Origin of the sequence: Caenimonas terrae, from assembly GCF_042655405.1 — a bacterium.
Classification (GTDB): Bacteria; Pseudomonadota; Gammaproteobacteria; order Burkholderiales; family Burkholderiaceae_C; genus Ramlibacter; species Ramlibacter terrae_A.
The window spans coordinates 120,971-145,997 of record NZ_JBHSMF010000009.1; the positions used below are offsets into that span (position 1 = coordinate 120,971).

The 25,027-nt window shown below is 67.4% G+C and carries 29 protein-coding genes and 1 tRNA gene; 14 read left to right on the forward strand and 16 right to left on the reverse strand.

What is annotated here, in order from left to right; translation table 11 throughout:
• The 3 genes from ACFPOE_RS14230 to ACFPOE_RS14240 form a co-directional block, all read right to left on the reverse strand.
• Window positions 1-1,941 (reverse strand): TRAP transporter large permease, encoded by a 1,941-nt coding sequence (locus tag ACFPOE_RS14230; RefSeq protein WP_376850786.1) that lies wholly within the window; start codon window positions 1,939-1,941, stop codon window positions 1-3.
• 2 nt (window positions 1,942-1,943) lie between these two features.
• Window positions 1,944-2,570 (reverse strand): TRAP transporter small permease subunit, encoded by a 627-nt coding sequence (locus ACFPOE_RS14235; RefSeq protein WP_376850787.1) that lies wholly within the window; start codon window positions 2,568-2,570, stop codon window positions 1,944-1,946.
• Between the two features lie 82 nt (window positions 2,571-2,652).
• A complete protein-coding gene (locus ACFPOE_RS14240; RefSeq protein WP_376850788.1) occupies window positions 2,653-3,765 on the reverse strand; it encodes a TRAP transporter substrate-binding protein in 1,113 nt (370 codons plus the stop codon).
• Between the two features lie 132 nt (window positions 3,766-3,897).
• Here ACFPOE_RS14240 and ACFPOE_RS14245 point away from each other — a divergent pair, with 132 nt between their 5' ends.
• Genes ACFPOE_RS14245 through ACFPOE_RS14265 form a run of 5 tightly spaced genes read left to right on the forward strand, consistent with a single transcriptional unit; the run spans window position 3,898 to window position 7,837 of the window.
• Window positions 3,898-4,686, forward strand: coding sequence for a fumarylacetoacetate hydrolase family protein (locus ACFPOE_RS14245; protein ID WP_376850789.1), 789 nt, complete (start codon window positions 3,898-3,900; stop codon window positions 4,684-4,686).
• Between the two features lie 52 nt (window positions 4,687-4,738).
• Window positions 4,739-5,179, forward strand: coding sequence for a rhodanese-like domain-containing protein (locus tag ACFPOE_RS14250; protein ID WP_376850790.1), 441 nt, complete (start codon window positions 4,739-4,741; stop codon window positions 5,177-5,179).
• A 41-nt stretch (window positions 5,180-5,220) separates the two neighbouring features.
• A complete protein-coding gene (argJ, locus tag ACFPOE_RS14255; protein WP_376850791.1) occupies window positions 5,221-6,447 on the forward strand; it encodes a bifunctional glutamate N-acetyltransferase/amino-acid acetyltransferase ArgJ in 1,227 nt (408 codons plus the stop codon).
• Complete coding sequence (locus tag ACFPOE_RS14260) at window positions 6,444-7,361, forward strand: ATP-binding protein (RefSeq protein WP_376850792.1); 918 nt, start codon at window positions 6,444-6,446, stop codon at window positions 7,359-7,361. The genes argJ and ACFPOE_RS14260 overlap by 4 nt, the downstream gene beginning before the upstream one ends.
• Complete coding sequence (locus tag ACFPOE_RS14265) at window positions 7,358-7,837, forward strand: NUDIX domain-containing protein (protein ID WP_376850793.1); 480 nt, start codon at window positions 7,358-7,360, stop codon at window positions 7,835-7,837. The genes ACFPOE_RS14260 and ACFPOE_RS14265 overlap by 4 nt, the downstream gene beginning before the upstream one ends.
• A gap of 4 nt (window positions 7,838-7,841) precedes the next feature.
• On the opposite strand, the gene ACFPOE_RS14270 is transcribed toward ACFPOE_RS14265, so the two are convergent.
• The 6 genes from ACFPOE_RS14270 to pilB form a co-directional block, all read right to left on the reverse strand.
• Complete coding sequence (locus tag ACFPOE_RS14270; protein WP_376850794.1) at window positions 7,842-8,057, reverse strand: DNA gyrase inhibitor YacG; 216 nt, start codon at window positions 8,055-8,057, stop codon at window positions 7,842-7,844.
• Window positions 8,058-8,068: 11 nt separating this feature from the next.
• Window positions 8,069-8,824: a cell division protein ZapD gene (zapD, locus tag ACFPOE_RS14275; RefSeq protein ID WP_376850795.1), complete on the reverse strand. Its 756-nt coding sequence runs from the start codon at window positions 8,822-8,824 to the stop codon at window positions 8,069-8,071.
• Between the two features lie 28 nt (window positions 8,825-8,852).
• The gene (coaE, locus tag ACFPOE_RS14280; protein ID WP_376851901.1) at window positions 8,853-9,458 is read right to left on the reverse strand and encodes a dephospho-CoA kinase; all 606 of its coding nucleotides are present in this window, start codon (window positions 9,456-9,458) and stop codon (window positions 8,853-8,855) included.
• A gap of 90 nt (window positions 9,459-9,548) precedes the next feature.
• Window positions 9,549-10,391 (reverse strand): prepilin peptidase, encoded by an 843-nt coding sequence (locus ACFPOE_RS14285; RefSeq protein ID WP_376850796.1) that lies wholly within the window; start codon window positions 10,389-10,391, stop codon window positions 9,549-9,551.
• Window positions 10,391-11,605: a type II secretion system F family protein gene (locus tag ACFPOE_RS14290; protein ID WP_376850797.1), complete on the reverse strand. Its 1,215-nt coding sequence runs from the start codon at window positions 11,603-11,605 to the stop codon at window positions 10,391-10,393. The genes ACFPOE_RS14285 and ACFPOE_RS14290 overlap by 1 nt, the downstream gene beginning before the upstream one ends.
• A 29-nt stretch (window positions 11,606-11,634) precedes the next feature.
• Complete coding sequence (gene pilB, locus ACFPOE_RS14295; protein ID WP_376850798.1) at window positions 11,635-13,371, reverse strand: type IV-A pilus assembly ATPase PilB; 1,737 nt, start codon at window positions 13,369-13,371, stop codon at window positions 11,635-11,637.
• Between the two features lie 146 nt (window positions 13,372-13,517).
• On the opposite strand from pilB, the gene ACFPOE_RS14300 reads away from it, so the two are divergent.
• Genes ACFPOE_RS14300 through ACFPOE_RS14310 form a run of 3 tightly spaced genes read left to right on the forward strand, consistent with a single transcriptional unit; the run spans window position 13,518 to window position 16,303 of the window.
• On the forward strand, window positions 13,518-14,687 hold the full coding sequence (locus ACFPOE_RS14300) for an acyl-CoA dehydrogenase family protein (RefSeq protein ID WP_376850799.1): 1,170 nt from the start codon (window positions 13,518-13,520) through the stop codon (window positions 14,685-14,687).
• Window positions 14,687-15,868 (forward strand): CaiB/BaiF CoA transferase family protein, encoded by a 1,182-nt coding sequence (locus ACFPOE_RS14305; RefSeq protein ID WP_376850800.1) that lies wholly within the window; start codon window positions 14,687-14,689, stop codon window positions 15,866-15,868. The genes ACFPOE_RS14300 and ACFPOE_RS14305 overlap by 1 nt, the downstream gene beginning before the upstream one ends.
• Window positions 15,869-15,880: 12 nt before the next feature.
• Window positions 15,881-16,303: a hemerythrin domain-containing protein gene (locus tag ACFPOE_RS14310; protein WP_376850801.1), complete on the forward strand. Its 423-nt coding sequence runs from the start codon at window positions 15,881-15,883 to the stop codon at window positions 16,301-16,303.
• Window positions 16,304-16,312: 9 nt separating this feature from the next.
• Here ACFPOE_RS14310 and ACFPOE_RS14315 read toward each other — a convergent pair whose 3' ends face one another.
• Complete coding sequence (locus ACFPOE_RS14315) at window positions 16,313-16,633, reverse strand: ElaB/YgaM/YqjD family protein (RefSeq protein ID WP_376850802.1); 321 nt, start codon at window positions 16,631-16,633, stop codon at window positions 16,313-16,315.
• 160 nt (window positions 16,634-16,793) lie between these two features.
• On the opposite strand from ACFPOE_RS14315, the gene ACFPOE_RS14320 reads away from it, so the two are divergent.
• Complete coding sequence (locus ACFPOE_RS14320; protein ID WP_376850803.1) at window positions 16,794-17,252, forward strand: universal stress protein; 459 nt, start codon at window positions 16,794-16,796, stop codon at window positions 17,250-17,252.
• A 55-nt stretch (window positions 17,253-17,307) separates the two neighbouring features.
• Window positions 17,308-17,910 (forward strand): hemerythrin domain-containing protein, encoded by a 603-nt coding sequence (locus ACFPOE_RS14325; RefSeq protein ID WP_376850804.1) that lies wholly within the window; start codon window positions 17,308-17,310, stop codon window positions 17,908-17,910.
• Here ACFPOE_RS14325 and ACFPOE_RS14330 read toward each other — a convergent pair.
• The 4 genes from ACFPOE_RS14330 to ACFPOE_RS14345 all read right to left on the reverse strand — a co-directional run bounded on the left by ACFPOE_RS14330 (window position 17,899) and on the right by ACFPOE_RS14345 (window position 20,717).
• A complete protein-coding gene (locus tag ACFPOE_RS14330) occupies window positions 17,899-18,816 on the reverse strand; it encodes a pseudouridine synthase (protein ID WP_376850805.1) in 918 nt (305 codons plus the stop codon). The genes ACFPOE_RS14325 and ACFPOE_RS14330 overlap by 12 nt on opposite strands.
• Window positions 18,817-18,819: 3 nt before the next feature.
• Window positions 18,820-19,659, reverse strand: a complete 840-nt coding sequence (gene trhO / locus ACFPOE_RS14335; RefSeq protein WP_376850806.1) for an oxygen-dependent tRNA uridine(34) hydroxylase TrhO — start codon at window positions 19,657-19,659, stop codon at window positions 18,820-18,822.
• Between the two features lie 12 nt (window positions 19,660-19,671).
• Window positions 19,672-19,748 (reverse strand) — tRNA-Pro (locus ACFPOE_RS14340).
• 39 nt (window positions 19,749-19,787) lie between these two features.
• On the reverse strand, window positions 19,788-20,717 hold the full coding sequence (locus ACFPOE_RS14345) for a polyprenyl synthetase family protein (protein ID WP_376851902.1): 930 nt from the start codon (window positions 20,715-20,717) through the stop codon (window positions 19,788-19,790).
• Between the two features lie 206 nt (window positions 20,718-20,923).
• Here ACFPOE_RS14345 and rplU point away from each other — a divergent pair, with 206 nt between their 5' ends.
• The 4 genes from rplU to proB all read left to right on the forward strand — a co-directional run bounded on the left by rplU (window position 20,924) and on the right by proB (window position 23,778).
• Window positions 20,924-21,235 (forward strand): 50S ribosomal protein L21, encoded by a 312-nt coding sequence (gene rplU, locus ACFPOE_RS14350; protein WP_376850807.1) that lies wholly within the window; start codon window positions 20,924-20,926, stop codon window positions 21,233-21,235.
• A 20-nt stretch (window positions 21,236-21,255) separates the two neighbouring features.
• The gene (rpmA, locus tag ACFPOE_RS14355; protein WP_376850808.1) at window positions 21,256-21,513 is read left to right on the forward strand and encodes a 50S ribosomal protein L27; all 258 of its coding nucleotides are present in this window, start codon (window positions 21,256-21,258) and stop codon (window positions 21,511-21,513) included.
• Between the two features lie 64 nt (window positions 21,514-21,577).
• Window positions 21,578-22,645, forward strand: coding sequence for an Obg family GTPase CgtA (gene cgtA / locus ACFPOE_RS14360; protein WP_376850809.1), 1,068 nt, complete (start codon window positions 21,578-21,580; stop codon window positions 22,643-22,645).
• Window positions 22,642-23,778: a glutamate 5-kinase gene (proB, locus tag ACFPOE_RS14365; protein ID WP_376850810.1), complete on the forward strand. Its 1,137-nt coding sequence runs from the start codon at window positions 22,642-22,644 to the stop codon at window positions 23,776-23,778. Before cgtA ends, proB begins: the two co-directional genes overlap by 4 nt.
• Window positions 23,779-23,809: 31 nt before the next feature.
• On the opposite strand, the gene ACFPOE_RS14370 is transcribed toward proB, so the two are convergent.
• Both ACFPOE_RS14370 and ACFPOE_RS14375 read right to left on the reverse strand, forming a co-directional pair.
• Window positions 23,810-24,313 (reverse strand): CNP1-like family protein, encoded by a 504-nt coding sequence (locus ACFPOE_RS14370; protein ID WP_376850811.1) that lies wholly within the window; start codon window positions 24,311-24,313, stop codon window positions 23,810-23,812.
• Window positions 24,300-24,950, reverse strand: coding sequence for an RNA pyrophosphohydrolase (locus tag ACFPOE_RS14375; RefSeq protein WP_376851903.1), 651 nt, complete (start codon window positions 24,948-24,950; stop codon window positions 24,300-24,302). Before ACFPOE_RS14375 ends, ACFPOE_RS14370 begins: the two co-directional genes overlap by 14 nt.
• Between the last annotated feature and the right edge of the window lie 77 nt (window positions 24,951-25,027).

Genomic DNA, 25,027 nt, shown 5'->3' on the forward strand with positions numbered 1-25,027 from the left:
TCAGCCGCCGTAGAGGTACTTGGGCAGCCACAGCGTCATGCCGGGCCAGACGTACATGAAGACCATGCACAGGATCACGATCAACATGTACGGCATCATGCCCGCAAAAATCTGGTTGATGGTCACGTGCGACGGCGACACGCCCTTGAGGTAGAAGGCCGACATCGCCACCGGCGGCGACAGGAATGCCGCCTGCAGGTTGACGAACACCAGCACGCCCCACAGGATCGGGTCGATCTGGAAGTGCTGCAGCAGCGGCAGGAAGATCGGCACGAAGATCACGATGATCTCGGTCCACTCCAGCGGCCAGCCCAGGATGAAGATGATGGCCTGCGACACCAGCAGGAACTGCAGCGGCGTCAGGTTCATCGACAGCACCCAGTTCTCCACCACGCTCTGGCCGCCCAGCAGCGCGAACACGGCCGAGAACAGGGCCGAGCCGACGAACAGCCAGCAGACCATCGCGGTGGTCTTGGCGGTGAGGAACACGGCCTCCTTGATCTTCTGGAAATCCAGCGTCCTGGCCTGCCAGGCCATCAGGAAGGCGCCGGCGGCGCCCACCGCCGCCGATTCGGTGGCGGTGGTGATGCCGAACAGGATCACGGCAAGCACGACGAAAGTCAGGATGGCCAGCGGCATCACCGAGGTGATCAGCATGCCCAGGATCTCGAACTGCTCGGCGTCGAACTTCCAGTAATACAGGCCCAGCAGCAGCAGCGTGAGCCCGCAGGCGATCCAGAAGCCGATGTAGAACGCCTGCGGCACGGTCACTTCGTGCGCGGGATCGACCGCCGACGGATCGCCGAACTGCTTGAGCGGCTCGTCGACCGACGCGGAGGCGGACGGCGGCGCGGATTCGCTGCCCGGAGGCTCCTGGACGCCGGCCGAACCGGGCGGTTCCTGCAGCTCGCCGGCACCGGGAGGCTCCTGCAATCCGCCCGCCGGTTCCGGCGCCGCCACGGAGGCCGGCACGCTCGCTGCGGGCGCCGTCGCCGCCAGCTTCTCGGCCTGCGCCACCGGCTGGGTGGCGGCGAGGTTGTCCTCCTGTGAGTGGATCACCACGTACCACCAGATCGCGCCGAGCGTGACCGCGGCCAGCAGCACCGGCACCAGCGACTTCAGCAGGCTGGACGCCAGCCGGCTCCAGCGCACCGGTTCGACGCCCGCGGGCGGGCGCAGGGCCCGGGCCGGCGAGGCGACGGCGGCCAGCAGGGCGGGCAGCATGCGCGGGCCGTAGCTGCTGGCGATGTGCGCCACCCACGGCCGCACCGGTACCACCATCTGCGCCGGCGGCAGCTTGGGGGCGATCTTGGGATTGATCAGGACCCAGGCGATGATGTAGATGAGGTAAAGCAGGGCCAGGAAGAAGCCGGGGAACATCGCCGCCGCGTACAGCTTGACCACCGATTGCCCGGCCACCGCCGCGTAGACGATGATCATCACGGACGGCGGGATCAGGATGCCCAGCGTGCCGCCAGCGGTGATCACGCCGGCCGCCAGCCGCGTGTCGTAGCCGGCGTTGAGCATCGGCCGCATCGCGATCACGCCCATCAGGACCACGACGGCGCCGACCAGGCCGCTGGCGATGCCCCAGAAGGTGCAGATGATCAGGGTGGTGACCGCCAGCGAGCCGGGGACGCGGCGGAACGCGAACTGCACGGCGTGGAACATCTTGTCCACCAGCGCGCCCCGTTCCATCACATAGCCCATCAGCACGAACAGCGGGATCGACAGCAGCGTCTCGTTGGTCATCGCGCCGAAGGCGCGCTGCACCATCAGGTCGAAGATCCGGTTGCTCCAGAAATGCTGGGCCGGGTCGTAGAAGGCGACGAAGCCGAACATCATGCCCAACCCCATCAGGGTGAAGGCGGTCGGGAAGCCCATCATGATGACCACGACGATGAGCCCCAGCATCGTCATTCCAAGTGCGGCATTGCTCATTGTTAACCTTTCATGCCCTTGGACTTCTCGATGGCGAGCTGGCGCGATTCCTCGTCGACGTATTCGCTGGCGGCCAGCTGCTGCGCCACCACATCGGCCTCCTCCGCGTCCTTCAGCCGGGGCGGCCATTGCCCGGTCCTGATGCACACGATGCAGCGGATGATCTCGGCCACGCCCTGCATCAGCACGATGGCGCCGGACAGCGGGATGACGAACTTGAAGGGGTACAGCGGCAGCGGCGTGGCATTGAACGTCTGTTCATGCATGGCCAGCGAGTCCTGGTAGTAGCTCCAGCCGGCCCAGGTCAGGGCGACGATGCCGGGCAGGAAGAACAGGAAATACAGCACCAGGTCCAGGCTGGCCTGCCGGCGCGGCGGCATGCTCCCGTACAGGAAGTCGCCCCGCACGTGGCCGTCCTGCGCCAGCGTGTAGGCGCCCGCCATCATGAACAGGGTGCCGTACATCATGTTGCTGGCGTCGTAGATCCAGGCGGTCGGTGCGTTCAGGATGTAGCGCTTGAAGACCTCGATGCAGACCAGCAGCATCAGCGCCACGATCAGCCATGCGAAGGCCTTGCCGATCCAGGTGCTGATCAGGTCGGCCGTGTGGAGAAGCCGTTGAACGTTCATGGTGCCGCCGGGGTAACGCTGTCAAAACAAAACCAGCCCCCGGGCAGCGCCCGGCCGGCTGGTTTTCCGGGTTGGAGGGATGTCAGGCCTTCTTGCCGGATGCGAAGTAATGGTTGTAGGCCGTCTTGAAGTCGATGGTGTAGTCGTTGTGCCACTGGCCCACGCGCTGGGCGAAGGCCCGCTGCGAGTCCATCACCTTCTTGAACAGCGGGTTTTCGGCGGCCTTCTTGGCCACGGTCTTGTCCCACGCGACGAGTTGCGCGCGCAGCACCGCGTCGGGCGTCTTGTAGAACTTGATGCCCTGCTTCTTCATTTCCTCGTAGTCCTTGGCGTTGCGGTCAGCGTGCTTCCAGCTCATGTCGGCGCTGGAGGCCTGCACCGCGTAGTCGATGATCGACTTGAGTTCCGCCGGCAGCGCGTTGTACTTGGCCTTGTTGAACAGGATCTCGAACTGCTCGCCGCTCTGGTGCCAGCTTTGCAGCATGCAGTTCTTGACCACGTCGGGAAAGCCCAGCACCCGGTCGCTGGAGGCGTTGTTGAATTCGGCCGCGTCGATCAGGCCGCGGTCCAGCGCCGGCACGATCTCGCCGCCGGGCAGCGGGTTCACCGAGGTGCCCATCTCGGTGAACATGTCCACCGCCAGGCCCACGGTGCGGAACTTCAGGCCCTTCATGTCCTCCACCCTGGCGACCGGCTTCTTGAACCAGCCCAGCGGTTGCACCGTCATCGGGCCGTACAGGTAGGACACCACGTCCATGTTGATCGACTTGTAGATCTCGTCGAGCAGCGCCTTGCCGCCGCCGTAGTAATGCCAGGCCAGCACCAGGTTGGAGTCCAGGCCGAAGGCCGGGCCCGAGCCCCAGATCGCCAGCGCCGAATTCTTGCCATAGTGGTACGCCACCACGCCGTGGCCGCCGTCGAGCGTGCCCTTGTTCACCGCCTCCAGCAGCTGGAAGGCCGGCACCACCGCGCCGGCGGGCAGCACCTCGATCTTCAGCCGCCCGCCCGCCATGTCGTTGACCTTCTTGGCGAAGTCGTTGGCGTACTCGTGGAAGATGTCCTTGGCCGGCCAGGTGCTCTGGAAGCGGAACGACGTGGTCTGTGCGACCGCAACCATCGGCGCAGACATTGCACCCGCAGCGACGGCTGCGCCCTTGAGCAGGGTGCGGCGGCGAGGGGTTTGGCTTTGGCTCATGCTGGTCTCCTGGGTTAATGAATAATCGTCAGCACGCGATCTTTCGGCAGTCAGGTTCCCATCAGGAAGAGGGTTTCCACCAACGCGACGCCGGCCGATCCACGGTCCACTCGGCAGCACTAGGAGACAAACATGGACAGAAGGAATTTTTTCCACGGCACGGCCGCTGCGGCGGCGGCGGGCGCGCTCGCGGGTTGCGCGGCGCCGGCGGGGGTGCAGGGCGCGGCCCGCACGCCGTTCGCGGTGGCGTCCACCTACATCCCGGTGGTGGGGTCGGACGAGATGTTCCCGGTGCGCCGCATCTACTGCATCGGCCGCAACTACGCCGCCCACTCGCGCGAGATGGGCTCTGACCCGACGCGCGAGCCGCCGTTCTTCTTCCAGAAGCCGTCCGACGCCGTGCAGAACGTGGCGATCGGAACCATGCCGGACCATCCCTATCCGCCGCTGACGAAGAACTACCACTACGAGGCGGAACTGGTCGCCGCCATCGGCAAGGGCGGCCGCAACATCCCGATCGGCACGGCGCTGGAGCACGTCTGGGGCTATACGCTGGGGCTGGACATGACCCGGCGCGACCTGCAGCAGGCCATGGGCAACGAGAAGAAGCCGTGGGAGATCGGCAAGAGCTTCGACCATTCGGCGCCGCTGGGGCCGATCCACAAGGTGGCCCAGACCGGCCACTTCACCAAGGGCGCGATCTGGCTCAAGGTCAACCGCCAGCTCAAACAGAACGCCAACCTGGACCAGATGATCTGGTCGGTGGCCGAGCAGGTCGCCAAGCTGTCCGAGGCCTTCGAGCTGTTCCCGGGCGACATCATCTACTCGGGCACGCCGGCCAACGTCGGGCCGGTGGTGCGCGGCGACGTGATCGAGATGCACATCGACGGACTGCCGAACCTGAGCGTCAAGATCGTCTGACCGCGCCCTGCTGCATGGCTTGCGGTGCTGCCAAGGCTGGCAGAATCGGGCCATGCAACACCACAATCCGACCCCCAGCCCCGCCGCCGAGGCCAGGCCCGCCGACGGCTACGCCGGCGACGTGACGCCGCAACTGGCCTGGCAGTGGTGGCAGCAGGGCGATGCCGTGCTGGTCGACGTGCGCACCGACGCCGAACGCGACTGGGTCGGCTTCGTTCCCGGCGCCGTGCCGCTGGCCTGGAAGCAGTGGCCCGGCATGGCGGTCAATCCGGCCTTCGACGAGGGCATCAAGGCCGCGGTGCCGGCCGGCAAGAAGGCCGTGCTGCTATGCCGCAGCGGCGTGCGTTCCATCGCGGCCGCCAGGCGCGCCACCGAACTGGGGCTGGAGGCCTACAACATCCTCGAAGGCTTCGAGGGCGACGCCGACGACCAGGGCCATCGCGGCCTCAAGGGCGGCTGGCGCTTCCACGGCCTGCCGTGGCGCCAGGGCTGAGCGCGCGCTTTTCAAGTTCTTCCCCCAACCAACGAGTTTCCATGGCTGTCAATCTGTCCGTGCCGCAGGCCGGCAACCTCCATCCGGTTCCAGGCGTGCGCATCGGCGTGGCCGAGGCCGGCATCCGCAAGGCCAACCGCAAGGACCTCACCGTCGTGCTGATCGACGAAGGCGCGTCGGTCGCCGGCGTGTTCACGCAGAACCGCTTCTGCGCCGCGCCGGTGCAGGTCTGCCGCGAGCACCTGCTGCGCGGCAGCATCCGCGCGATGGTCATCAACACCGGCAATGCCAACGCCGGCACCGGCCAGGACGGTCTGGCGCGCGCGCGAGCCACCTGCACTGCGCTGGCCGCGCAACTGGAGCTGGCGCCCGAGCAGGTGCTGCCGTTTTCCACCGGCGTGATCATGGAGTCGCTGCCCGTGGACCGGATCGAGGCCGGCCTGCCCGCCGCCATCGCCGATGCGAAGCCGGACCACTGGCTGCGGGCCGCCGAGGGCATCATGACCACGGACACGCAGCCCAAGGCGTTCAGCACGCAGGTCAGCATCGACGGCGCGCTCGTCTGCGTCACCGGCATCAGCAAGGGCGCCGGCATGATCCGGCCCAACATGGCGACCATGCTCGGCTTCATGGCCACCGACGCCCGGGTGGCGCAGGGCCTGATGCAGCAGCTGGCGCGCGAGCTGGCCGACGGCTCCTTCAACCGGGTGACGGTGGACGGCGACACCTCCACCAACGATTCGTTCGTGGTCATCGCCACCAACAAGGCGGCGCACGCCGAGATCACGTCGCTGGACAGCGCGGCCGCCAAGGCGCTCAAGGCCGCCATGCTGGAGGTCGCGCGCCAGCTGGCGCAGGCCATCGTGCGTGACGGCGAGGGCGCGACCAAGTTCATCACCGTGCGGGTGGAGGGCGGCGCCAGCACCGAGGAGTGCCTGAAGGTCGCCTATGCGATCTCGCATTCGCCGCTGGTGAAAACCGCCTTCTTCGCCAGCGACCCCAATCTCGGCCGGATCCTGGCCGCGGTCGGCTACGCCGGCATCGCCGACCTGGACCAGACCAAGATCGACCTGTACCTGGACGACGTGCACGTGGCCGTCAACGGCGGGCGCAACCCGGCCTACCGCGAGGAGGACGGCCAGCGCGTGATGAAGCAAAGCGAGATCACCGTGCGCGTGGTGCTGGGCCGCGGCAGCGTGGCGGACACCGTGTGGACTTGCGACTTCAGCCACGATTACGTCACCATCAACGCCGACTACCGCTCATGAACGACAAATTCGAGCTGCTGATCGAGCGCGCCACCCAGCTGCTGGCGCGCATCGAGGCAGTGCTGCCGCAACCGCTCACGTCCCCCGACTGGAGCCAGTCGATCGCCTGGCGCTACCGCAAGCGCTCCTCGGGCCACGGCGCGCTGGAGCCGGTGCGCCACGTCGCCGACATCCGCCTGGGCAACCTGAAGGAAATCGAGCCGCAGAAGGAGAAGATCCAGCGCAACACGCTGCAGTTCGTGCAGGGCCAGCCGGCCAACAACGTGCTGCTCACGGGCGCCCGCGGCACCGGCAAGTCCTCGCTGATCAAGGCCTGCCTGAACGAATACGCGTCGCAGGGCCTGCGGCTGATCGAGGTGGACAAGGCCGACCTGACGGACCTGCCGGACATCGTCGACGTGGTCGCCGGGCGCGCCGAGAAGTTCATCGTGTTCTGCGACGACCTGAGCTTCGAGGACGGCGAGCCGGGCTACAAGGCGCTCAAGTCGATCCTGGACGGCTCGGTGGCGGCGTCCACGCCCAACGTGCTGATCTACGCCACCAGCAACCGGCGCCACCTGCTGCCCGAGTACATGAAGGAGAACCTGAGCTACACCCACACCGACGACGGCGAGGTGCATCCGGGCGAGGTGGTCGAAGAGAAGATCTCGCTGTCGGAGCGCTTCGGCCTGTGGGTGAGCTTCTATCCCTTCAGCCAGGACGAATACCTGGCCATCACGGCGCAATGGCTCTCCTCGTTCGGCGTGACGCCGGCCAGCATCGAGGCGGCCCGGGCCGAGTCGCTGGTGTGGGCGCTGGAGCGCGGCTCGCGCAGCGGCCGCGTGGCCTACCAGTTCGCCCGCGACTACGCCGGCAGGAATGCCAGCCCCTCCTCGGGCGCCGTGGCGCCGCCCGGCGCCGCCCGGCCTTCGTGAACAAGCCGGTGCTGGTGGCGCACGGCGAGCGGCCGCGCGAGGGTGGGCCGGACCGCAAGGAGGTGGAGGTGGCCGTCGGCGTGCTGCTGCGCCCGGACGGCGCCTTCCTGCTGACGTCGCGTCCGCCGGGCAAGGTCTACGAGGGCTACTGGGAATTTCCGGGCGGCAAGGTCGAGGCCGGCGAAACCGTGGAGCAGGCGCTGCGGCGCGAATTGCACGAGGAGATCGGCCTCACCATCGGCGCGGTGCATCCGTGGAAGGTCGAGCGGGTGGACTATCCCCATGCGCTGGTGCGGCTGAATTTCTGCAAGGTGTTCGACTGGCAGGGCGAGCTGCAGATGCACGAAGGCCAGGCCTTCGCCTGGGAAACGCTGCCGGTGCAGGTGGCTCCGGTGTTGCCCGGCACGGTGCCGGTGCTGCAATGGTTCGCGGACGAACGCCGGTTCACGGGCGCCACCCACTCGGGCGCCGGCTAGGCTTTCACTGCAGCTTGGCGTCGCCGAAGGGCTGGTCGTCCGGCGGCGCCTCGCTGGCCACGCGGAAGTCTTCGCTGGCCCAGGCGCCCAGGTCGTGGTTCTTGCAGCGCTCGCTGCAGAACGGCCGGTACGGATTGGCGGGGGAGTAGATGCTGTCGCCGCCGCATCCTGGGCAGCGGACGATGCGCGGCTTGGCGCCGGAGAAAGATTGCTCGCTCATCCCCTTGCGACTCAGGAACAGAGCGTCAGTTCAAACGTGGCGTTGTCGCTGCTGGGTTGCAGCCGGTCGCCGGCTTCCTCGAGCATCAGCCGCACCGAGACCATCAGGCGGTTGCCGCTGATTTCCGGCACCAGGTGCAGCTCCGGGTCGATCCGCAGGCGCAGCAGCTGGAAGGTGCGGCCGGTGGGCAGCGTCTGCTGGAACTGGCCGGCGCCCGCCATCACCTTTTGCGGCATGCCGGCCTCGCGCAGCAGGCGCAGCAGCATGTGGATCGATTCGGCCAGCGGCGCCAGCGTGGAGGCCCAGCGTTCCAGGTCGGCCCGGCGCGCCGCCGGCGCACGGTGCTGCCAGGCGTAGTAGGCGGGAAGGTCGAATTCCGAGGTGCCGCCCGGGATGCTGATCCGGCTGCGGATGCTCATCAGCCAGTCGTTCTCGGTCAGCGTCTGGCCGGCCTTGCCCGGCAGGTTGTTCAGGCTGGCGAAGCAGCCGTCCAGCTTGGCGATCACTTCGTCCAGCACCTTCTCGGCGATGGCGGGGTTGCCGCGGTAGCCGTTGAGCGCCTGCTTCTGCTTTTCCAGGTCCTTCATCACGTCGGACTTGAGGTCGGCGCGGGCGCCCACGTCCATCACTTCGAAGATGGTCGCCAGCGCATAGTGGTGGTCGACGGGGTGGTCGCGCGGAACCAGCAGGCTCAGCCGCCGGAACAGGTGTTCCAGACGAAGGTAGGTGCGGATGCGTTCGTTGAAAGGATATTCGTAGAGGATCACGCTGCTTCGGGTTCCGGCAAGGCCGCCATCATAGCCCGAAGCGTTTTGCAGCAAGCGCAACCTCGGCCTGCAACTGCAAGAGAGTGAGTCCTTCGTTGCAGATCACGACATCGGCGGCCGCCAGCCGCTGCGCGCGGGGCGCCTGCGCGGCGATGATCGCCTCCACCTGCGCCCGCGTCAGCGCGCTGCGCGCCACCACGCGGGCAATCTGCGTTTCCACCGGGCAGTCCACCACCAGGACCTGGTCCACCTGCCGGCGCCAGCGCCCGGACTCCACCAGCAGCGGGATGTCGAACACGATGCAGCGGCTGCCGCTGCCGTGCGCAGCCTGCACCTGGCGTTCGCTCTCCGCCCCGACCAGCGGATGGATGATCGCTTCCAGCCGCTCGCGCGCCTTCGGGTCGGCGTAGGCGTGCTCGCGCATCAATGCGCGGTCCAGTGCGCCGTCCACGCCGATGAAGTGCCGGCCGAACTCGCGGGCGATGTGGGGCAGGGCGGCGCCGCCGGGCGCCGTGACCGCGCGCGAAATCGCGTCGGCGTCGATCACCGCGGCGCCGAGCGCCGCGAACATCTGCAGCACCGTGCTCTTGCCGCTGCCGATGCCGCCGGTGAGCCCGACCCGCAGAAGCGGCATCACGCCGCCGCCGGGCCGCCCCAAGGCGGCGTGCGCCCCCCCGGGGGGCAGTGCAGCGGCAACGCCGCAAACGTGGGGGCCCACATACCTCTACAGCCCGATGGCGCGCAGGATCGAGTCCGGGCCGAAGATCATGGCCGTCAGGCCGGCGCCCGCCAGGAAGGGCCCGAACGGCACCTGGCCGCCCTCGCGCAGGCCGCTGGTGAATTTCATGGTGATGCCGACGATCGCTCCGATCACGGACGCCATCAGGATGATCGGCACCAGCGCGGTCGGCCCGAACCAGACGCCGAGCGCGGCGAACAGCTTGAAGTCGCCGAAGCCCATGCCTTCCTTGCGGGTGAGCAGCTTGAAGCCCTGGTAGACCAGCCACAGCGACACGTAGCCGGCCACTGCGCCCCAGATGGCTTGTGCGACGGGCACGCCGGTCCAGCGCAGCGCGGCGCCGACCAGCCCGGCCCACAGCAGCGGCAGGGTGATGTCGTCCGGCAGCAGCGTCGTGTCCCAGTCGATCATTGCCAGCGCCACGATGGCGGCGCTGAAGCCGCACCACATCAGGCCGGTCGGGTTGGCGCCCCAGCGCTGGATGCAATAGAAGAACAGCGCGCCGGTGGCCAGTTCCACCACCGGATAGCGGATGCTGATCGGCTGCTTGCAGGCGGAGCACTTCCCGCGCAACGCCAGCCAGCTGAAGACGGGGACGTTCTCGTACCACCGGATCTGGTGGCCGCACTGGCCGCAGCGCGAGCGCGGCACCATCAGGTTGAAGGGCGGCGCCTCGGGCACCGGCTGGCCCTGCAGGTCGGCGCATTCGGCCGCCCACTGCCGCTCCATCATCTTGGGCAGCCGGTAGATCACGACGTTGAGGAAACTGCCCACGAGCAGGCCCAGCACGCCGACCACAGCGGCGTCCAGCATCGCCGAACCGAACATCAGACGACCTGGCCCAGCTTGAAGATCGGCAGGTACATGGCCACCACGATGCCGCCGATCAGGCCGCCGAGGAACACGATGATGATCGGCTCCATCAGGCTGGACAGGCCGGCGACCATGTCGTCCACCTCGGCCTCGAAGAAGTCGGCCGCCTTGCCCAGCATGTGGTCCACCGAGCCCGATTCCTCGCCGATGGCGCACATCTGCAGCACCATGCTGGGAAACAGGTTCACGTTGGTCATCGCCACCGTCAGGCTGGTGCCGGTGGACACTTCCTGCTGGATCCGCTCGGTGGCCTTGGCGAACACCGAGTTGCCCGACGCGCCGCCCACCGAGTCCAGCGCCTCGACCAGCGGCACGCCGGCCGCGAACATCGTCGCCAGGGTGCGGGTCCAGCGGGCGATCACCGACTTGTAGATCAGGCTGCCGAACACCGGGATCTTCAGCATGACCCTGTCCATGAAGGCCTGCACCTTCTCGCTGCGTTTCCAGGCCTGCATGAAGAAGTAGAAGCCGCCGCCGATGCCGCCGAAGATCAGCCACCAGTACTTGACGAAGAACTCGCTCATCGCGATCACCACCAGCGTGGGCGCCGGCAGGTCCGCGCCGAAGGAGCTGAACACCTCCTTGAACGCCGGGATCACGAAGATCATGATCACCGCCACCACCACGAAGGCCACCACCACCACCGAGATCGGGTACATGAGCGCCGACTTGATCTTGGACTTGATCGCCTCGGTCTTTTCCATGTAGACCGCCAGCCGGTCCAGCAGGGCTTCCAGGATACCGGCGGCTTCGCCGGCCTCGACCAGGTTGCAGTACAGGTTGTCGAAGTAGAGCGGGTACTTGCGGAACGCCGCCGACAGCGAAGTGCCGGTTTCCACGTCGGTGCGCACGTCGTTCAGCAGCTTGGTGACGCTGGCGTTGGCGTTGCCGCGGCCCACGATGTCGAAGGCCTGCAGCAGCGGCACGCCGGCCTTCATCATGGTGGCGAGCTGGCGGGTGAAGATGGCGATGTCCTTGGGCTTGATGCGCTGGCCGCTGCGCATCCGCCGCTTCTTGATCTTGGTCGGCGAGACCCCCTGCCGGCGCAGCGACGCGGTGACCTGGTTCTCGCCGGCGGCGCGGGTTTCCCCGCGCACCTGCTTGCCGTTGCGGTCGCGGCCTTCCCATTCGAAGACGAACTCGGTGATCTTGGTTGCTGCCGTGGCCATGTCAGACGTACCCCTCGTGATTGCCCGTTTTATTCATTGGTGCAGCCCAGCACTTCCTCCAGCGAAGTGATGCCCAACCTCACCTTGTTCAGCCCGGAAACGCGCAGGCTGTTGACCCCTTCCGACTTCGCCTGCTCGGCGATCTCCATCGCGCTGCCGTCCTTGAGGATGATGCGCTGGATCTCGTCGGTGATCGGCATGACCTGGTAGATGCCGACCCGGCCCTTGTAGCCGTTGTTGCACATGCTGCATCCCACCGGGCGGTAGGGGGTCCAGGAGCCGTCGACTTCCTCGTCCTTGAAGCCGGCATCCAGCAATGTCTCATGCGGAATGTCGGCCGGCGCCTTGCAATTGGGGCACAGGCGCCGCGCCAGCCGCTGCGCCGTGATCAAAATCACGCTCGACGCGATGTTGAACGGGGCGATGCCCATGTTGCGCATCCGCGTCAGGGTGGTCGGCGCGTCGTTGGTGTGCAGCGTGGACAGCACCAGGTGCCCGGTCTGGGCCGCCTTGATGGCGATGTCCGCCGTTTCCAGGTCGCGGATTTCGCCGACCATGATCACGTCCGGGTCCTGCCGCAGGAACGATTTGAGCGCCGCCGCGAAGGTCAGGCCAGCCTTCTCGTTGACGTTGACCTGGTTGACGCCCGGCATGTTGATTTCGGACGGGTCTTCGGCCGTGGAGATGTTCACTCCCGGCTTGTTCAGCAGGTTCAGGCAGGTGTACAGCGACACGGTCTTGCCGGAGCCGGTCGGTCCCGTCACCAGCACCATGCCGTACGGGCGCTGCACCGCGCTGAGCAGCCTTTCCTTTTCCACCGGGTCGTAGCCGAGCGCGTCCACGCCCAGGCGGGCGCTGCTCGGGTCCAGGATCCGGATCACGATCTTCTCGCCGAACAGCGTGGGCAGGGTGCTGACCCGGAAGTCGATCACGCGGTCGGGGCCGACCTTGAGTTTCATCCGGCCGTCCTGCGGCACCCGCTTTTCCGAGATGTCCATCCGCGAGATCACCTTGATCCGCGATGCCAGCTTGTCCTTGATGGCGACCGGCGGCGAGGCGATCTCGCGCAGTTCGCCGTCCACCCGGAAGCGCACGCGGTAAGTCGTCTCGTAGGGTTCGAAGTGCAGGTCGGAGGCGCGCATCGTGAACGCGTCCAGCAGCATCTTGTGCAGGAACTTGACGACCGGCGCATCCTCGACTTCGGACGGTCCGGCCTGCTCCTCGTCGACCACCGCCGACTCCATCGAGGCGTCGTCGAACTCGAAGTCGTCGCCGATGATGCTGTCCATCTCCTGCGTGGCGGTGGTGGCATGCGCCTCCACCATCTTGGACAGCTTGTCGTATTCGGCAATGATCCAGTCCACGCCCAGCTGGGTGGCGAACTTGATCTTCTCGGCGGCCTGGCTGTCCGACGGGTCGGCAGTGGCGACGATCAGCCGGTTGTTGCGCTTGCTCAGGACCACCACGCGGTAGTCCTGGCAGATCTTGGTGTCCAGCAGGCCCTTGGGCAGGCGGGCCAGGTCGATCGCTTCCAGGTCCAGCAACGGCGCGCCGAAGGCGGTGGACATAGTGTGCGCCAGGTCCGAGGCCGAGACGGCGCCGGAGCCGGTCAGTTCCGCGATGAACCGCGTCCGGTTGGCCTGGGACTTCTTGTGGACGTCTTCGGCCGCCTTCTGTCCCAGCTTGCCGGCCGACACCAGCGCGCGGGCGAGACCGGGCAGGGCAACGGCGGGGGCGTCTGTAACGGCTGGGTCGACTGCTGCCATGTGAGAAGGATGTACTGAGGGTTGCGGCCGGCAGGGGCGCCGGGCGGTGCTGCAAATCATCGCTGATTGCCCTGCGACTGTAAATCGCTCGGTCGGTTCGGGCCGCCAAGTGTGGCGCCACGGGTTCACTGGGCGAAAATGACCGCATGAAAACCACCATTCCGCCGCCCGATGCGCACCAGGAGTTGCGCGAGGGGATGCGCGCGCTGTGCCGCGGTTTCGACGCCGGCTACTGGCAGCGGGTCGACCATGAGCGCGCATACCCTGAGGAATTTGTCACGGCCCTGACCCGGGCCGGCTGGCTGGCCGCCCTGATTCCCCAGCAGTACGGCGGCTCCGGCCTGGGCCTGGCGGAAGCGTCGGTGATCATGGAGGAGATCAATTTCTCCGGCGGCAACGCCGGCGCCTGCCACGGCCAGATGTACAACATGGGAACGCTGCTGCATCACGGCTCCGAGGCGCAGAAGCAGCAGTACCTGCCGGCGATCGCCAGCGGCAAGCTGCGGCTGCAGTCGATGGCCGTCACCGAACCGACCACCGGCACCGACACCACCCAGCTCAAGACGACGGCGGTGCGCAAGGCGGGCCGCTATGTCGTGAACGGCCAGAAGGTCTGGATCTCGCGCATCCAGCATTCCGACCTGATGATCCTGCTGGCCCGCACCACGCCGCTGGCCGAGGTGCGGAAGAAGAGCGAGGGCATGAGCATCTTCCTGGTGGACCTGCACCGGGCCATCGGCCACGGCATGGAGGTGCGGCCGATCGGCAACATGGTCAACCACGAAACCAACGAGGTGTTTTTCGACGACCTGGAGATTCCTGAGGAGAACCTGATCGGCGTCGAGGGCCAGGGCTTCAAATACATCCTGACCGGGCTGAATGCGGAACGCACGCTGATCGCGGCCGAATGCATCGGCGACGCCTACTGGTTCGTCGACAAGGCCCGGCGGTACGCCAGCGAGCGGGTGGTGTTCAACCGCCCCATCGGCCAGAACCAGGGCGTCCAGTTCCCGATCGCCGACGCCTACATCGAGACCGAGGCGGCCAACCTGATGCGCTTCAAGGCCTGCTCGCTGTTCGACGCCGGCCAGCCCTGCGGCGCCGAAGCCAACATGGCCAAGTACCTGGCCGCCAAGGCCTCCTGGGAGGCGGCCAACACCTGCCTGCAGACCCACGGCGGCTTCGGCTTCGCCCACGAATACGATGTGGAACGCAAATTCCGCGAGACGAGGCTTTACCAGGTGGCTCCCATTTCAACCAATCTGATCTATTCCTACGTCGCCGAGCACCTGCTCGGGCTGCCGAGGTCCTTCTGATGGCGCGCCCGCTCGACGACATCACCGTCGTATCGCTGGAACACGCGATCGCCGCTCCCTTTTGCACCCGCCAGCTGGCCGACCTGGGCGCGCGCGTCATCAAGGTGGAGCGGCCCGGCAGCGGCGACTTCGCCCGCGACTACGACCACCGCACCAAGGGGCTTGCCTCCCACTTCGTCTGGGTCAACCGCTCCAAGGAAAGCCTGACGCTGGACCTGAAGCAGCCCGCTGCGCTGGCGACGCTGAAGGAGCTGGTCGCCACCGCCGACGTCCTGGTGCAGAACCTCGCCCCCGGCGCCGCCGCGCGCATGGGCCTGGGCTACGAGGAATTGAGCCGGCGCCACCCGCGCCTGGTCGTGTGCGACATCTCGGGCTACGGCAACGACGGGCCGTATCGCGACAAGAAGGCCTACGACCTGCTGATCCAGAGCGAAGCGGGCTTCCTATCGGTGACGGGCACGCCGCAGGAACCGTGCAAGGCCGGCAACTCCATCGCCGACATCGCGGCGGGCATGTACGCCTACAGCGGGGTCCTTTCGGCGCTGATGCAGCGGCACAAGACCGGCAAGGGCTCGCACGTCGACGTGTCCATGCTGGAGGCGCTGGGCGAGTGGATGGGGTTTCCCCTTTACTACGCCTATGAAGGCCAGCCGGCGCCCACGCGCAGCGGCGCGTCCCACGCCACCATCTATCCCTACGGCCCGTTCCAGGCCGGCGACGGCAAGACCGTGATGCTGGGGCTGCAGAACGAGCGCGAGTGGAAGGCCTTCTGCGCCGAGGTGCTGCTGCTGCCGGCGCTGGCAACCGACGCGCGCTTCAGCAGCAATGCGCGGCGCCACGAGAACCGGGATGCGCTGCGCGACCTGATCGTCCAGGCGTTCGCGCCGCTGAGCGCGCAGCAGGTCATCGAGCGGCTCGACCAGGCGCAGATCGCCAACGCCCGCGTCAATGCCATGGCCGACGTGTGGGCGCATCCGCAGTTGCAGGCACGCGAGCGCTTTCGCAGCGTCGGCTCGCCCGCCGGCCCGATCAACGCGCTGCTGCCGCCGGCAGCCAACAGCAGTTTCGACTACCGGATGGATCCCATCCCGGCGATCGGCGAGCACAGCGAGGCGATCCTGCGCGCGCTGGGACACGGCGATGCCGAGATCGCCGCCTTGCGCGCCGCCGGCGCCATCTGAGAAGGCAGGCCCATGAGCTCCAACGCATTGACGCTCGGCGACCCGCTGCTGGACCAGGAGCACGCCGAGCTCCAGCGCCTGATCGATGTCCTGCAGGCGGCCCCGCCGGACGCAGCCCTGGCCGCGCTCGACGCGCTCAAGGCACACGCCGCGCTGCACTTCGGCCAGGAGGACGGCGACCTGCGCCGGCTGGGCGGCGCCAATGCCACCTGCCACCTGGACGAACACGCGGCGGTGCTGCGTTCGCTGGACGAAGTCAGGGCGGTGCTGGAGCGGCCACAGCCGCCCGCCGACCTGGTCGGCCGGCTGGCGGCAGAACTGTCTCGCTGGCTGCCCGAGCACGTGCAGGCGATGGACGCGGGTATCGCGTCCGTGCGCACCCGCGAGCGCTTCGGCGGCGCACCGGTGCAGCTGACCCGCCGCAGCGCTTCGTGACGGACGCGCTCAGCGGCGGGCGATGAGCATGCCCAGCAGCAGCCCGATGCCGGCACCTACTGCGATCGATTCCCAGGGGTGCTCGCGCACGTAGCCGTCGGCGCTGCGGCCGGCGTCGCGCGCGCTCTCCAGCATCGCCTCTTCGGCCGAGCCGATCCGCTCGCGGGCGCGCTTGACGCTGTCCTCCAGCCGGGCCCGGGCATCGGTGTAACCCTTGCTCGCGTCGCCGGCGGCGTGCCGCAGCAAGGCCTGCGCGTCCTCCAGCACCGTGCTGAAATCCTCCACCAGCCGGGACCGGCTCTTGTTCAGTGAATCGCTTGCATCGTTCATGGAAAACTCCTAGGTCGGTCGGCCATTTTGATGCACAAAGGCGCTGCCTGGGCACTGCGCCCGGTTGCGCCGGATCGGCGCCGGCAGAACAATGGGTGGTCCTCCGCTGGGCCGGCGGAGGCCTCGACCAGGATCAAAGGACGGCCCGCAAGGAGCAGACATGTACCAGCGAATCCTCGTTCCCGTCGACGGCAGCCCGGCCTCCGAGCGCGGCGTGCAGGAAGCGATCGGGCTGGCCGGCAAGCTCAACGCCAGGCTGCTGTTCCTGCACGTGCTGGACGACTACCCGATGCTGCAGGAGATGACCACGGCCGGTGCGCTGGACGCGATGCTCAGGGACCTGCGCCATGCCGGCCTGGACGTGCTGGCCAGGGCCCGGCAAGCGGCCGAGCAGGCCGGCGTGCATTGCGAAACGCTGATGCGCGAGGTGGCGGGCCGCCGGGTGGCAGACGTGATCGTCGACCAGATCGGCCTGCACCACTGCGACCTGGTCGCCATCGGCACCCATGGCCGGCGCGGACTGGCAAGGCTGGCCATGGGCAGCGATGCGGAGCAGGTGGTGCGGCACAGCCCGGTGCCGGTGCTGCTGGTGCGGCAGGCCGCGTCGGCAACGGGTTGATCTGCGTCAAGCCGGCGGGGCGGGCGGCTGCCTATAGTGGGCCAAGGAGAATGCTATGTCCCATCCTGCCGCCACGATCATCCATGAGGAACACGCCGCGGTCGCGGCCATGCTGCGATCGCTGCAGGCGATGGTGCAGCAGGGCCCCGGCGAAGCGCCGGAGCGCTTCTTCGACGTGGTGCGGGCAATGCTGTTCTACATCGATGAATTTCCCGGCCAGCGTCACCACCCCAAGGAATCGAACCTGCTGTTTCCCAGGGTGCTTCAGGTCTGCCCCGAGCTGATGCCGGTGATCGAGCAGCTGGAAAGCGAACACCTGTCGGGCGAAGGCAACGTGCGCGAGCTGCAGCACAAGCTCGCAGCCTGGGAATACCTGGGCGAGTCGCGCCGGCCCGACTTCGAGGATGCGGCCAGGAAATATGTGGACTTCTACCTGAACCACATGCGTGTCGAGGAACGCGAGTTGCTGCCGGCCGCCGAGCGGGCGCTGTCGGCCGCCGACTGGGCCGAGCTCGATGCCGCTTTTTCTGCCGACCGCGACCCGCTGGCGGGCGGCGTGCGCGAGGCGCAATTCGACCGGCTGTTCACCCGCATCGTGTTGCAGGCCCCGGCACCGATCGGCGTCGGGCCGAGCACCGAACGCCTGCTACCGGCCTGAGGCGGCCGGCGGCGGAAAGTCCAGCCGCTGGCGACTAGCGAAGCTGCGCTCCAGGCCGGTGACGGGATCGCGAAACGCGATGCTTTGCGCCAGCAGTCGCAGCGGATTGCCGGGTTCATCGCCCCCCTGGGGCAGCAGCGCCGGATAGATGCGGTCGCCCAGGATCGGCAGCCCCAACGCCGCCATGTGGACGCGCAGCTGGTGCCGCTTGCCGGTCAGCGGATGCAGGCGGTAGCGCGCGTGCGCGCCGCGTGTCTCGACCAACTCGATCCGCGTCTGCGCGTTCGCTTCGCGCGCCGCATCGACGGGCGCCTCGCGCATCTGCATGAAGTGCCCGCCCTCGACCAGGGTGCTCGCCCGCTCCAGCGGGAATCGCAGCAGCGGGTTGCTGGCGGCGATCGCCTGGTAGACCTTGGCGACCGCGCGGCCCGCGAACAGCGCGTGGTAGCCGGCGCAGGTGGCGGGCTGCTTGGCGAACAGCACGATGCCGGCCGTCTCGCGGTCGATCCGGTGCAGGGGGGTGAGGGCATCGAACCCGAGCTGGCGGCGCAAGCGCACCAGCAGGGTTTCCTGCAGGTAGTCGCCCGACGGCGTCACCGGCAGGAAGTGCGGCTTGTCGGCCACCACCAGCAGCTCGTCTTCGAACAGCACGCTGGCCCGCGCCGCGTTCGCCGGCTCGTTGGCAACCGTGCGGTAGTAGTACAGCCTCCCCAGGGGAAGATAAGGCTCGCCCGGCGCGACGCGGCGGCCGGTGCCGTCCACGACATCGCCGGCTTCCATGCGGCAAGTCCACTCGGCCATGGAGATCGCCGGAAAGCGCTGCACCAGGAAGTCCAGCAGGCTCGCCCACTGGCCCGCTGGCAGCGCCACCTGGCTGGGACCGACGCCGTCGCGGACCGGCAGCACCGGCTACTCCTCGGTCCCGGGTCCGGCCCCCACGGCCTGCGCCAGCCGCCTGGCCCGGGCCAGCCGCCATTCGCCGTCCGGTTCCTGGCCGTATACATCGTCGAGCGTGCTCGCGGTCTCCTGCAGGTGCGTGTCCAGCGCCACCCGGTTGTCGAACACGAAACATTCGCCGCGCCAGTCCAGCTGCGCGTCGGGCACCTGCTGGAAGTAGTTCAGGATGCCGCCTTCCAGCTGGTAGACCGGCATGTCCATCTCCAGCATCCAGGCGCTGGTCTTTTCGCAGCGGATGCCGCCGGTGCAGTACATCGCGATGCGCTTGCCCTGGGCCTTCCACTGCGCTGCGTGGGCCCGCACGTAGGCCGGGAAATCGCGGAAGTTGGTCACCTGCGGATCGATCGCGCCTTCGAAATGCCCGAGCCGGTATTCAAAACTGTTGCGGTTGTCCAGCAGCACCAGGTCGGGATCCTTGATCAGCTCGCGCCAGTCCTGCGGGCTGACATTGATGCCGGTGACGCGCGCGTCCACGCCTTCGATGCCCAGCGGCACGATCTCCTTCTTGACGTGCACCTTCAGCTTGCCGAAGGGCGGCGTCGTGCATGCGCTGCGCTTGAAGGCCATGCCCGCGAAGGCGCCGGCGAAGGCGGCGTCCTGTACCAGAGCCGCTTCGATGAAGTCGACGGCTTGCCGGGAGCCGGCCAGCATACCGTTGATGCCTTCGGTGGCGACCAGGATGCTGCCGGTCAGCCCGCCGAGCTGCGGCTGCGCCAGCAGCGAACGCAACGACGCGCCGACCCGCTCCGGGTCGGGCAGCGGCGCGAATCGATAAAACGCCGTATGGATCATTGATGAAATTCCTGGTCGGGGTGAGAGGATTCGAACCTCCGGCCTCTACGTCCCGAACGTAGCGCTCTACCAGGCTAAGCTACACCCCGATTTTTCCGCCGAGATCTGCGCCCCGGGCCTGAATCGCTTCAGTTGCGGCGCAGCAGCAGTTGAGCCGCCAATTGTAGCAAACCTTCGGACCATTCATTGCGCGGCAGCCGCTGCGCCGCTTCGATCGCACGTTGCGCCTCGTCCGCGGCGGCGCGCCGGGTCACGTCCAGCGCGCCGGTCTGGCGCACGATGGCGACGATGCTTTCGAGTTCGGCGGCTGCCCCGGTCTCCACCGCGTGGCGGATCAGCGCGCTCTGCTCGGGCGTTCCGCGCTGCATGGCCGCGATCAGCGGCAGCGTGGCCTTGCCCTCGCGCAGGTCGTCGCCCAGGTTCTTGCCCATCTCGGAAGCGTCGCCGTCGTAGTCCAGCACGTCGTCGATCACCTGGAACGCCGTGCCCAGGGCCTGGCCGTAGTCGGCGCAGGCCTGCTCGATCTCCGGAGAACTGCCGGCCAGCACCGCGCCTAGGCGGGCGCTCGCCTCGAACAGCTTGGCGGTCTTGGACCGGATCACCCTCAGGTAATCGGCCTCGGTGAGCGAGGCGTCATGCATGTTCATCAGCTGCAGGACCTCGCCCTCGGCGATCACGTTGGTGGCGTCGGCGAGGATTTCCATCACCCGCATCTGGCCGGCGTCCAGCATCATCTGGAAGGCGCGCGAGTAAAGGAAGTCGCCCACCAGCACGCTGGCCGGATTGCCGAAGCTTTCGTTGGCGGTGGCGCGGCCCCGGCGCAAGGTGGATTCGTCCACCACGTCGTCATGCAGCAGGGTGGCGGTGTGGATGAATTCGACCACTGCCGCCAGGTTGAAGCGCTGCTCGCCGCGGTAGCCCAGCGCGCCGCAGATCAGCAGCAGCAGGGCCGGGCGCAAGCGCTTGCCGCCGGCCGAAATGATGTAGCGCGAGACTTCGCCCACCAGGGGTGCGCCGGAGTCGAGCCGGTTGGCGATGACGACGTCGACGCTCTCCATGTCGCTCGCCACGAGGGCGAGAACGGAAGCGGTGCTGGAGGAGTTGGCGGTCAAGGCGGAAAAGCGGAAGGAATTGGCCGATTATAGGAAGCAGGGTGACCGTTCCCCGGCCGCCAGGGTGGCCCGTTGTTAGTGGGCGCAAACGGTGCTATAATTTTGGGCTCTGCGGAAATCCGTCCGCGGAAACTCTATTTCAAGAGGTCAACATGTACGCGGTCATAAAAACCGGGGGCAAGCAGTATCGCGTTGCTTCCGGCGAAAAAATTAAAGTAGAACAGATTGCTGCGGACGTAGGCCAGGAAATCGTGATCGACCAGGTTCTTGCTGTCGGCGACGGCAGCGGACTGAAGGTCGGCACACCCCTGGTGTCCGGCGCAACTGTGATTGCCACTGTCGTGGCTCACGGCAAGCACGACAAGGTTCGCATCTTCAAGATGCGCCGTCGCAAGCATTATCAGAAGCGCCAGGGCCATCGCCAGCAGTTCACCGAACTGCAAATCGGCGTGATCGCCGGTTAAGCCAATCAGGAGCAGCAGAAATGGCACAGAAAAAAGGCGGCGGCTCGACGCGAAACGGCCGGGATTCCCAGCCCAAGATGCTCGGCGTGAAGGCTTTCGGCGGTGAACTGATCACTGCCGGCGCCATCATCGTGCGCCAGCGCGGCACCCGGTTCCATCCGGGCACCAACGTGGGCCTGGGCAAGGACCACACGCTGTTCGCACTGGTCGACGGCCACGTGACCTTCGCGGTCAAGGGCCCGATGAACAAGTCGACGGTGAGCATCACCCCGGCGTAATCGACCTTCGATTCGCCTCGAAGCCCCGATTCGTCGGGGCTTTGTTTTTTATACTGTAGCCATCATGAAGTTCGTCGACGAAGCCTATATCGATGTTGCCGCGGGCGACGGCGGAGCCGGCTGCGTCTCGTTCCGTCACGAGAAGTACAAGGAATTCGGCGGTCCCAACGGCGGCGACGGCGGCCGCGGCGGCCACGTGTTCGCGGTCGCCGACCCCAACCTCAACACGCTGGTGGACTTTCGCTATTCGCGCCGCCACCACGCCAGGAACGGCCAGCACGGCATGGGTTCCGACATGTTCGGTGCGGCCGGCGACGACATCACGCTGAAGATGCCGGTGGGCACCATCATCACCGACGCCGAGACCGGCGAGGTGCTGCACGAACTGCTCAAGCCCGGCGAGATCATCACCATCGCCAAGGGCGGCGACGGCGGCTTCGGCAACATGCGGTTCAAGAGCGCGATCAACCGCGCGCCGCGGCAGAAGACCCCGGGCTGGCCCGGCGAGGGCCGCAAGCTCAAGCTGGAACTGAAGGTGCTGGCCGACGTCGGCCTGCTGGGGATGCCCAATGCCGGCAAGTCCACCTTCATCACGGCGGTGTCCAACGCGCGGCCGCGGATCGCGGACTACCCCTTCACGACGTTGCATCCGAACCTGGGAGTGGTGCGGGTCGCGCCGGAGCAGAGCTTCGTGGTCGCCGACCTGCCCGGCCTGATCGAGGGCGCTTCCGAAGGCGCCGGCCTGGGGCACCTGTTCCTGCGGCACCTGCAGCGCACCCGGCTGCTGCTGCACATCGTGGACATTGCGCCCTTCGACGGCGCCGACCCGGTGGCGCAGGCCAAGGCCATCGTGGGCGAACTGAAGAAGTACGACGCCGCCCTGTATGAAAAGCCGCGCTGGCTGGTGCTGAACAAGGTGGACATGGTGCCGGCGGACGAGCGCGAGGCGCGCGTCAAGGACTTCGTCAAGCGCTTCAAGCACAAGGGCCCGGTGTTCGAAATCTCCGCGCTCACGCGCGAAGGCTGCGAAAGCCTGATCAAGGCCGTCTACAAGCACATCAAGTCGCAGCAGGTTGCCGAGCAGCCGGCCACCTACATCGATCCGCGCTTCTCGGGCGACGCCGCCGAATGAGCGCCGGAGCTGCCTCCACGGTGCTTCGCGATGCGAAACGCATCGTGGTCAAGGTCGGCTCCAGCCTGGTCACCAACGAGGGCCGCGGGCTGGACGAAGGAGCGATCGGCGAATGGTGCCGCCAACTCTCGGCGCTGGCCCAAGACGGCCGCGAGGTGATCATGGTGTCCAGCGGCGCCATTGCCGAGGGCATGAAGCGCCTGGGCTGGGCCACGCGGCCGCACCAGGTGCATGAACTGCAGGCCGCTGCCGCAGTCGGCCAGATGGGGCTGGCCCAGATGTACGAAACCAAGCTGCGCGAGAACGGCCTGGGCTCGGCCCAGGTGCTGCTCACGCATGCCGACCTGGCCGACCGCGAGCGCTATCTCAACGCCCGCTCCACGCTGCTCACGCTGCTGCAGCTCAAAGTGATCCCGGTCATCAACGAGAACGACACCGTGGTCAACGACGAGATCAAGTTCGGCGACAACGACACGCTGGGCGCCCTGGTCGCCAACCTGGTCGAAGCGGACGCGCTGGTGATCCTGACCGACCAGAAGGGCCTGTTCAGCGCCGACCCGCGCAAGGATCCGGCGGCCGTCTTCGTGCACGAGGCGCGGGCGGGCGACCCGGCGCTGGAGGCGATGGCCGGCGGCGCCGGCTCCAGCCTGGGCCGCGGCGGGATGATCACCAAGATCCTGGCGGCCAAGCGGGCCGCCGGCTCGGGTGCTTCCACCGTGATCGCCTGGGGCCGCGAACCGGACTGCCTGCTGCGGCTGGTGCGGGGTGACGCCATCGGCACGTTGCTGCTGGCGACCACGCAGAAGAAGCAGGCGCGCAAGCAGTGGATCTCGGACCACCTGCAGCTGCGCGGCGCGATCACCGTGGACGAAGGCGCCGCAGCCAAGGTGCGCGACGACGGCAAGAGCCTGCTGCCGATCGGGATGACGGCGGTGGAGGGCGATTTCTCGCGCGGCGACGTGATTGCCATCCGCGACCCGCGCGGCGGAGAAATCGCCCGCGGGCTGGCCAATTACGCGGCGGCGGAGGCAAGGCTGCTGTGCCGCAAGGCCTCGGGCGACATCGAGCGGCTGCTCGGTTATGTGGCCGAGCCGGAGATGGTCCACCGGACCAACCTGGTCGTGACGCGCTGACGGCGGCTGCGCCCGCCGCGGCCAGCCCCCGCTACCTGTTCCAGAAGCGCCAGTTCACGCTGCCGCCCAGGTCGCGCACGATCTGCGCGGCCGACTGGTTGGCCGCATTGCCATTGCAGGCGCCGGTTCGGGCGATCACCAGGCTGTGGCGGGACGGCCGTGCCTCCGACAGCGAACGCCACAGGCTGTCCTTCACGGGAACCCAGCCCTTGTCCGGACTGTGCCGCGCATACAGCCGGACCTCTCCCGTGCTGCAGCGGATGCCCTCGTAGAAGGCATTGACCGCGCCGGTGTTGCTGGTGGCGACCACCACGTAGCGCACGATGCCGTCCGGCGTCAGGGCCACGGACGCGGGATCGACGCCGAAGCGCAGGGTCGACTCCGGGATGTCGATGGGCAGCAGCCGGTCCAGGCGCAGCGGCGCCGGCGGCGGCGCTTCCACTTCCTTCCAGTCCGGATCGGCATCGCTCAGCTGCGCGTGGGCCGCGCCGGCAACGATGGCAAGCGCCAGCGCCCAGGCTCTAGTTCGCAGCATGCTTGTCGTCCTGGGCCATGGCCTTCAACGCCGATTGTGGATCCGGCTCGAAGGTGGCCCCAGGCGGCAGCTCGAACGCTCCTCCCGGCATCTGGTCCATCCCGTCGGCGCCGTCGTGGTCGCGCGAGCGCATGCCGCTGCGCAAGTAGCGGTTGCGATGGTCGTGCCGGGGCAGGAAGCGGGCCAGTTCGGTCAGCGCCATCTCGTAGACGCCGCGCTTGAATTCGACGACCACGTCCAGCGGAACCCAATAATCGTTCCAGCGCCAGGCGTCGAACTCGGGATGGCTGGTGGCGCGCAGGTTTAGGTTCCAGTCGTGGCCAACCAGCTGCAACAGGTACCAGATCTGTTTCTGGCCCTTGTAGTGGCCGCGGGCGTCGCGGCGGATGTACCGGTCTGGCACCTCGTAGCGCAACCAGTCGCGGGTTCTGGCAACGATGCGCACATGCTCGGCGTGCAAGCCCACTTCCTCGTGCAGCTCGCGAAACATGGCCTGTTCCGGGGTTTCCCCCCGGTCAATGCCACCCTGCGGGAACTGCCAGCTGTGGGTGCGGATGCGCTTGCCCCAGAATACCTGGTTTTTCTGGTTGAGCAGGATGATGCCGACGTTGGGCCTGAAGCCGTCCCGGTCAAGCATAATCAAACCCCAAATTTTTAACTGAGTTCATTATGCACGCCGGTGCCCTGCGGGCAAGGGTCCGGCGCGGCGGAAGG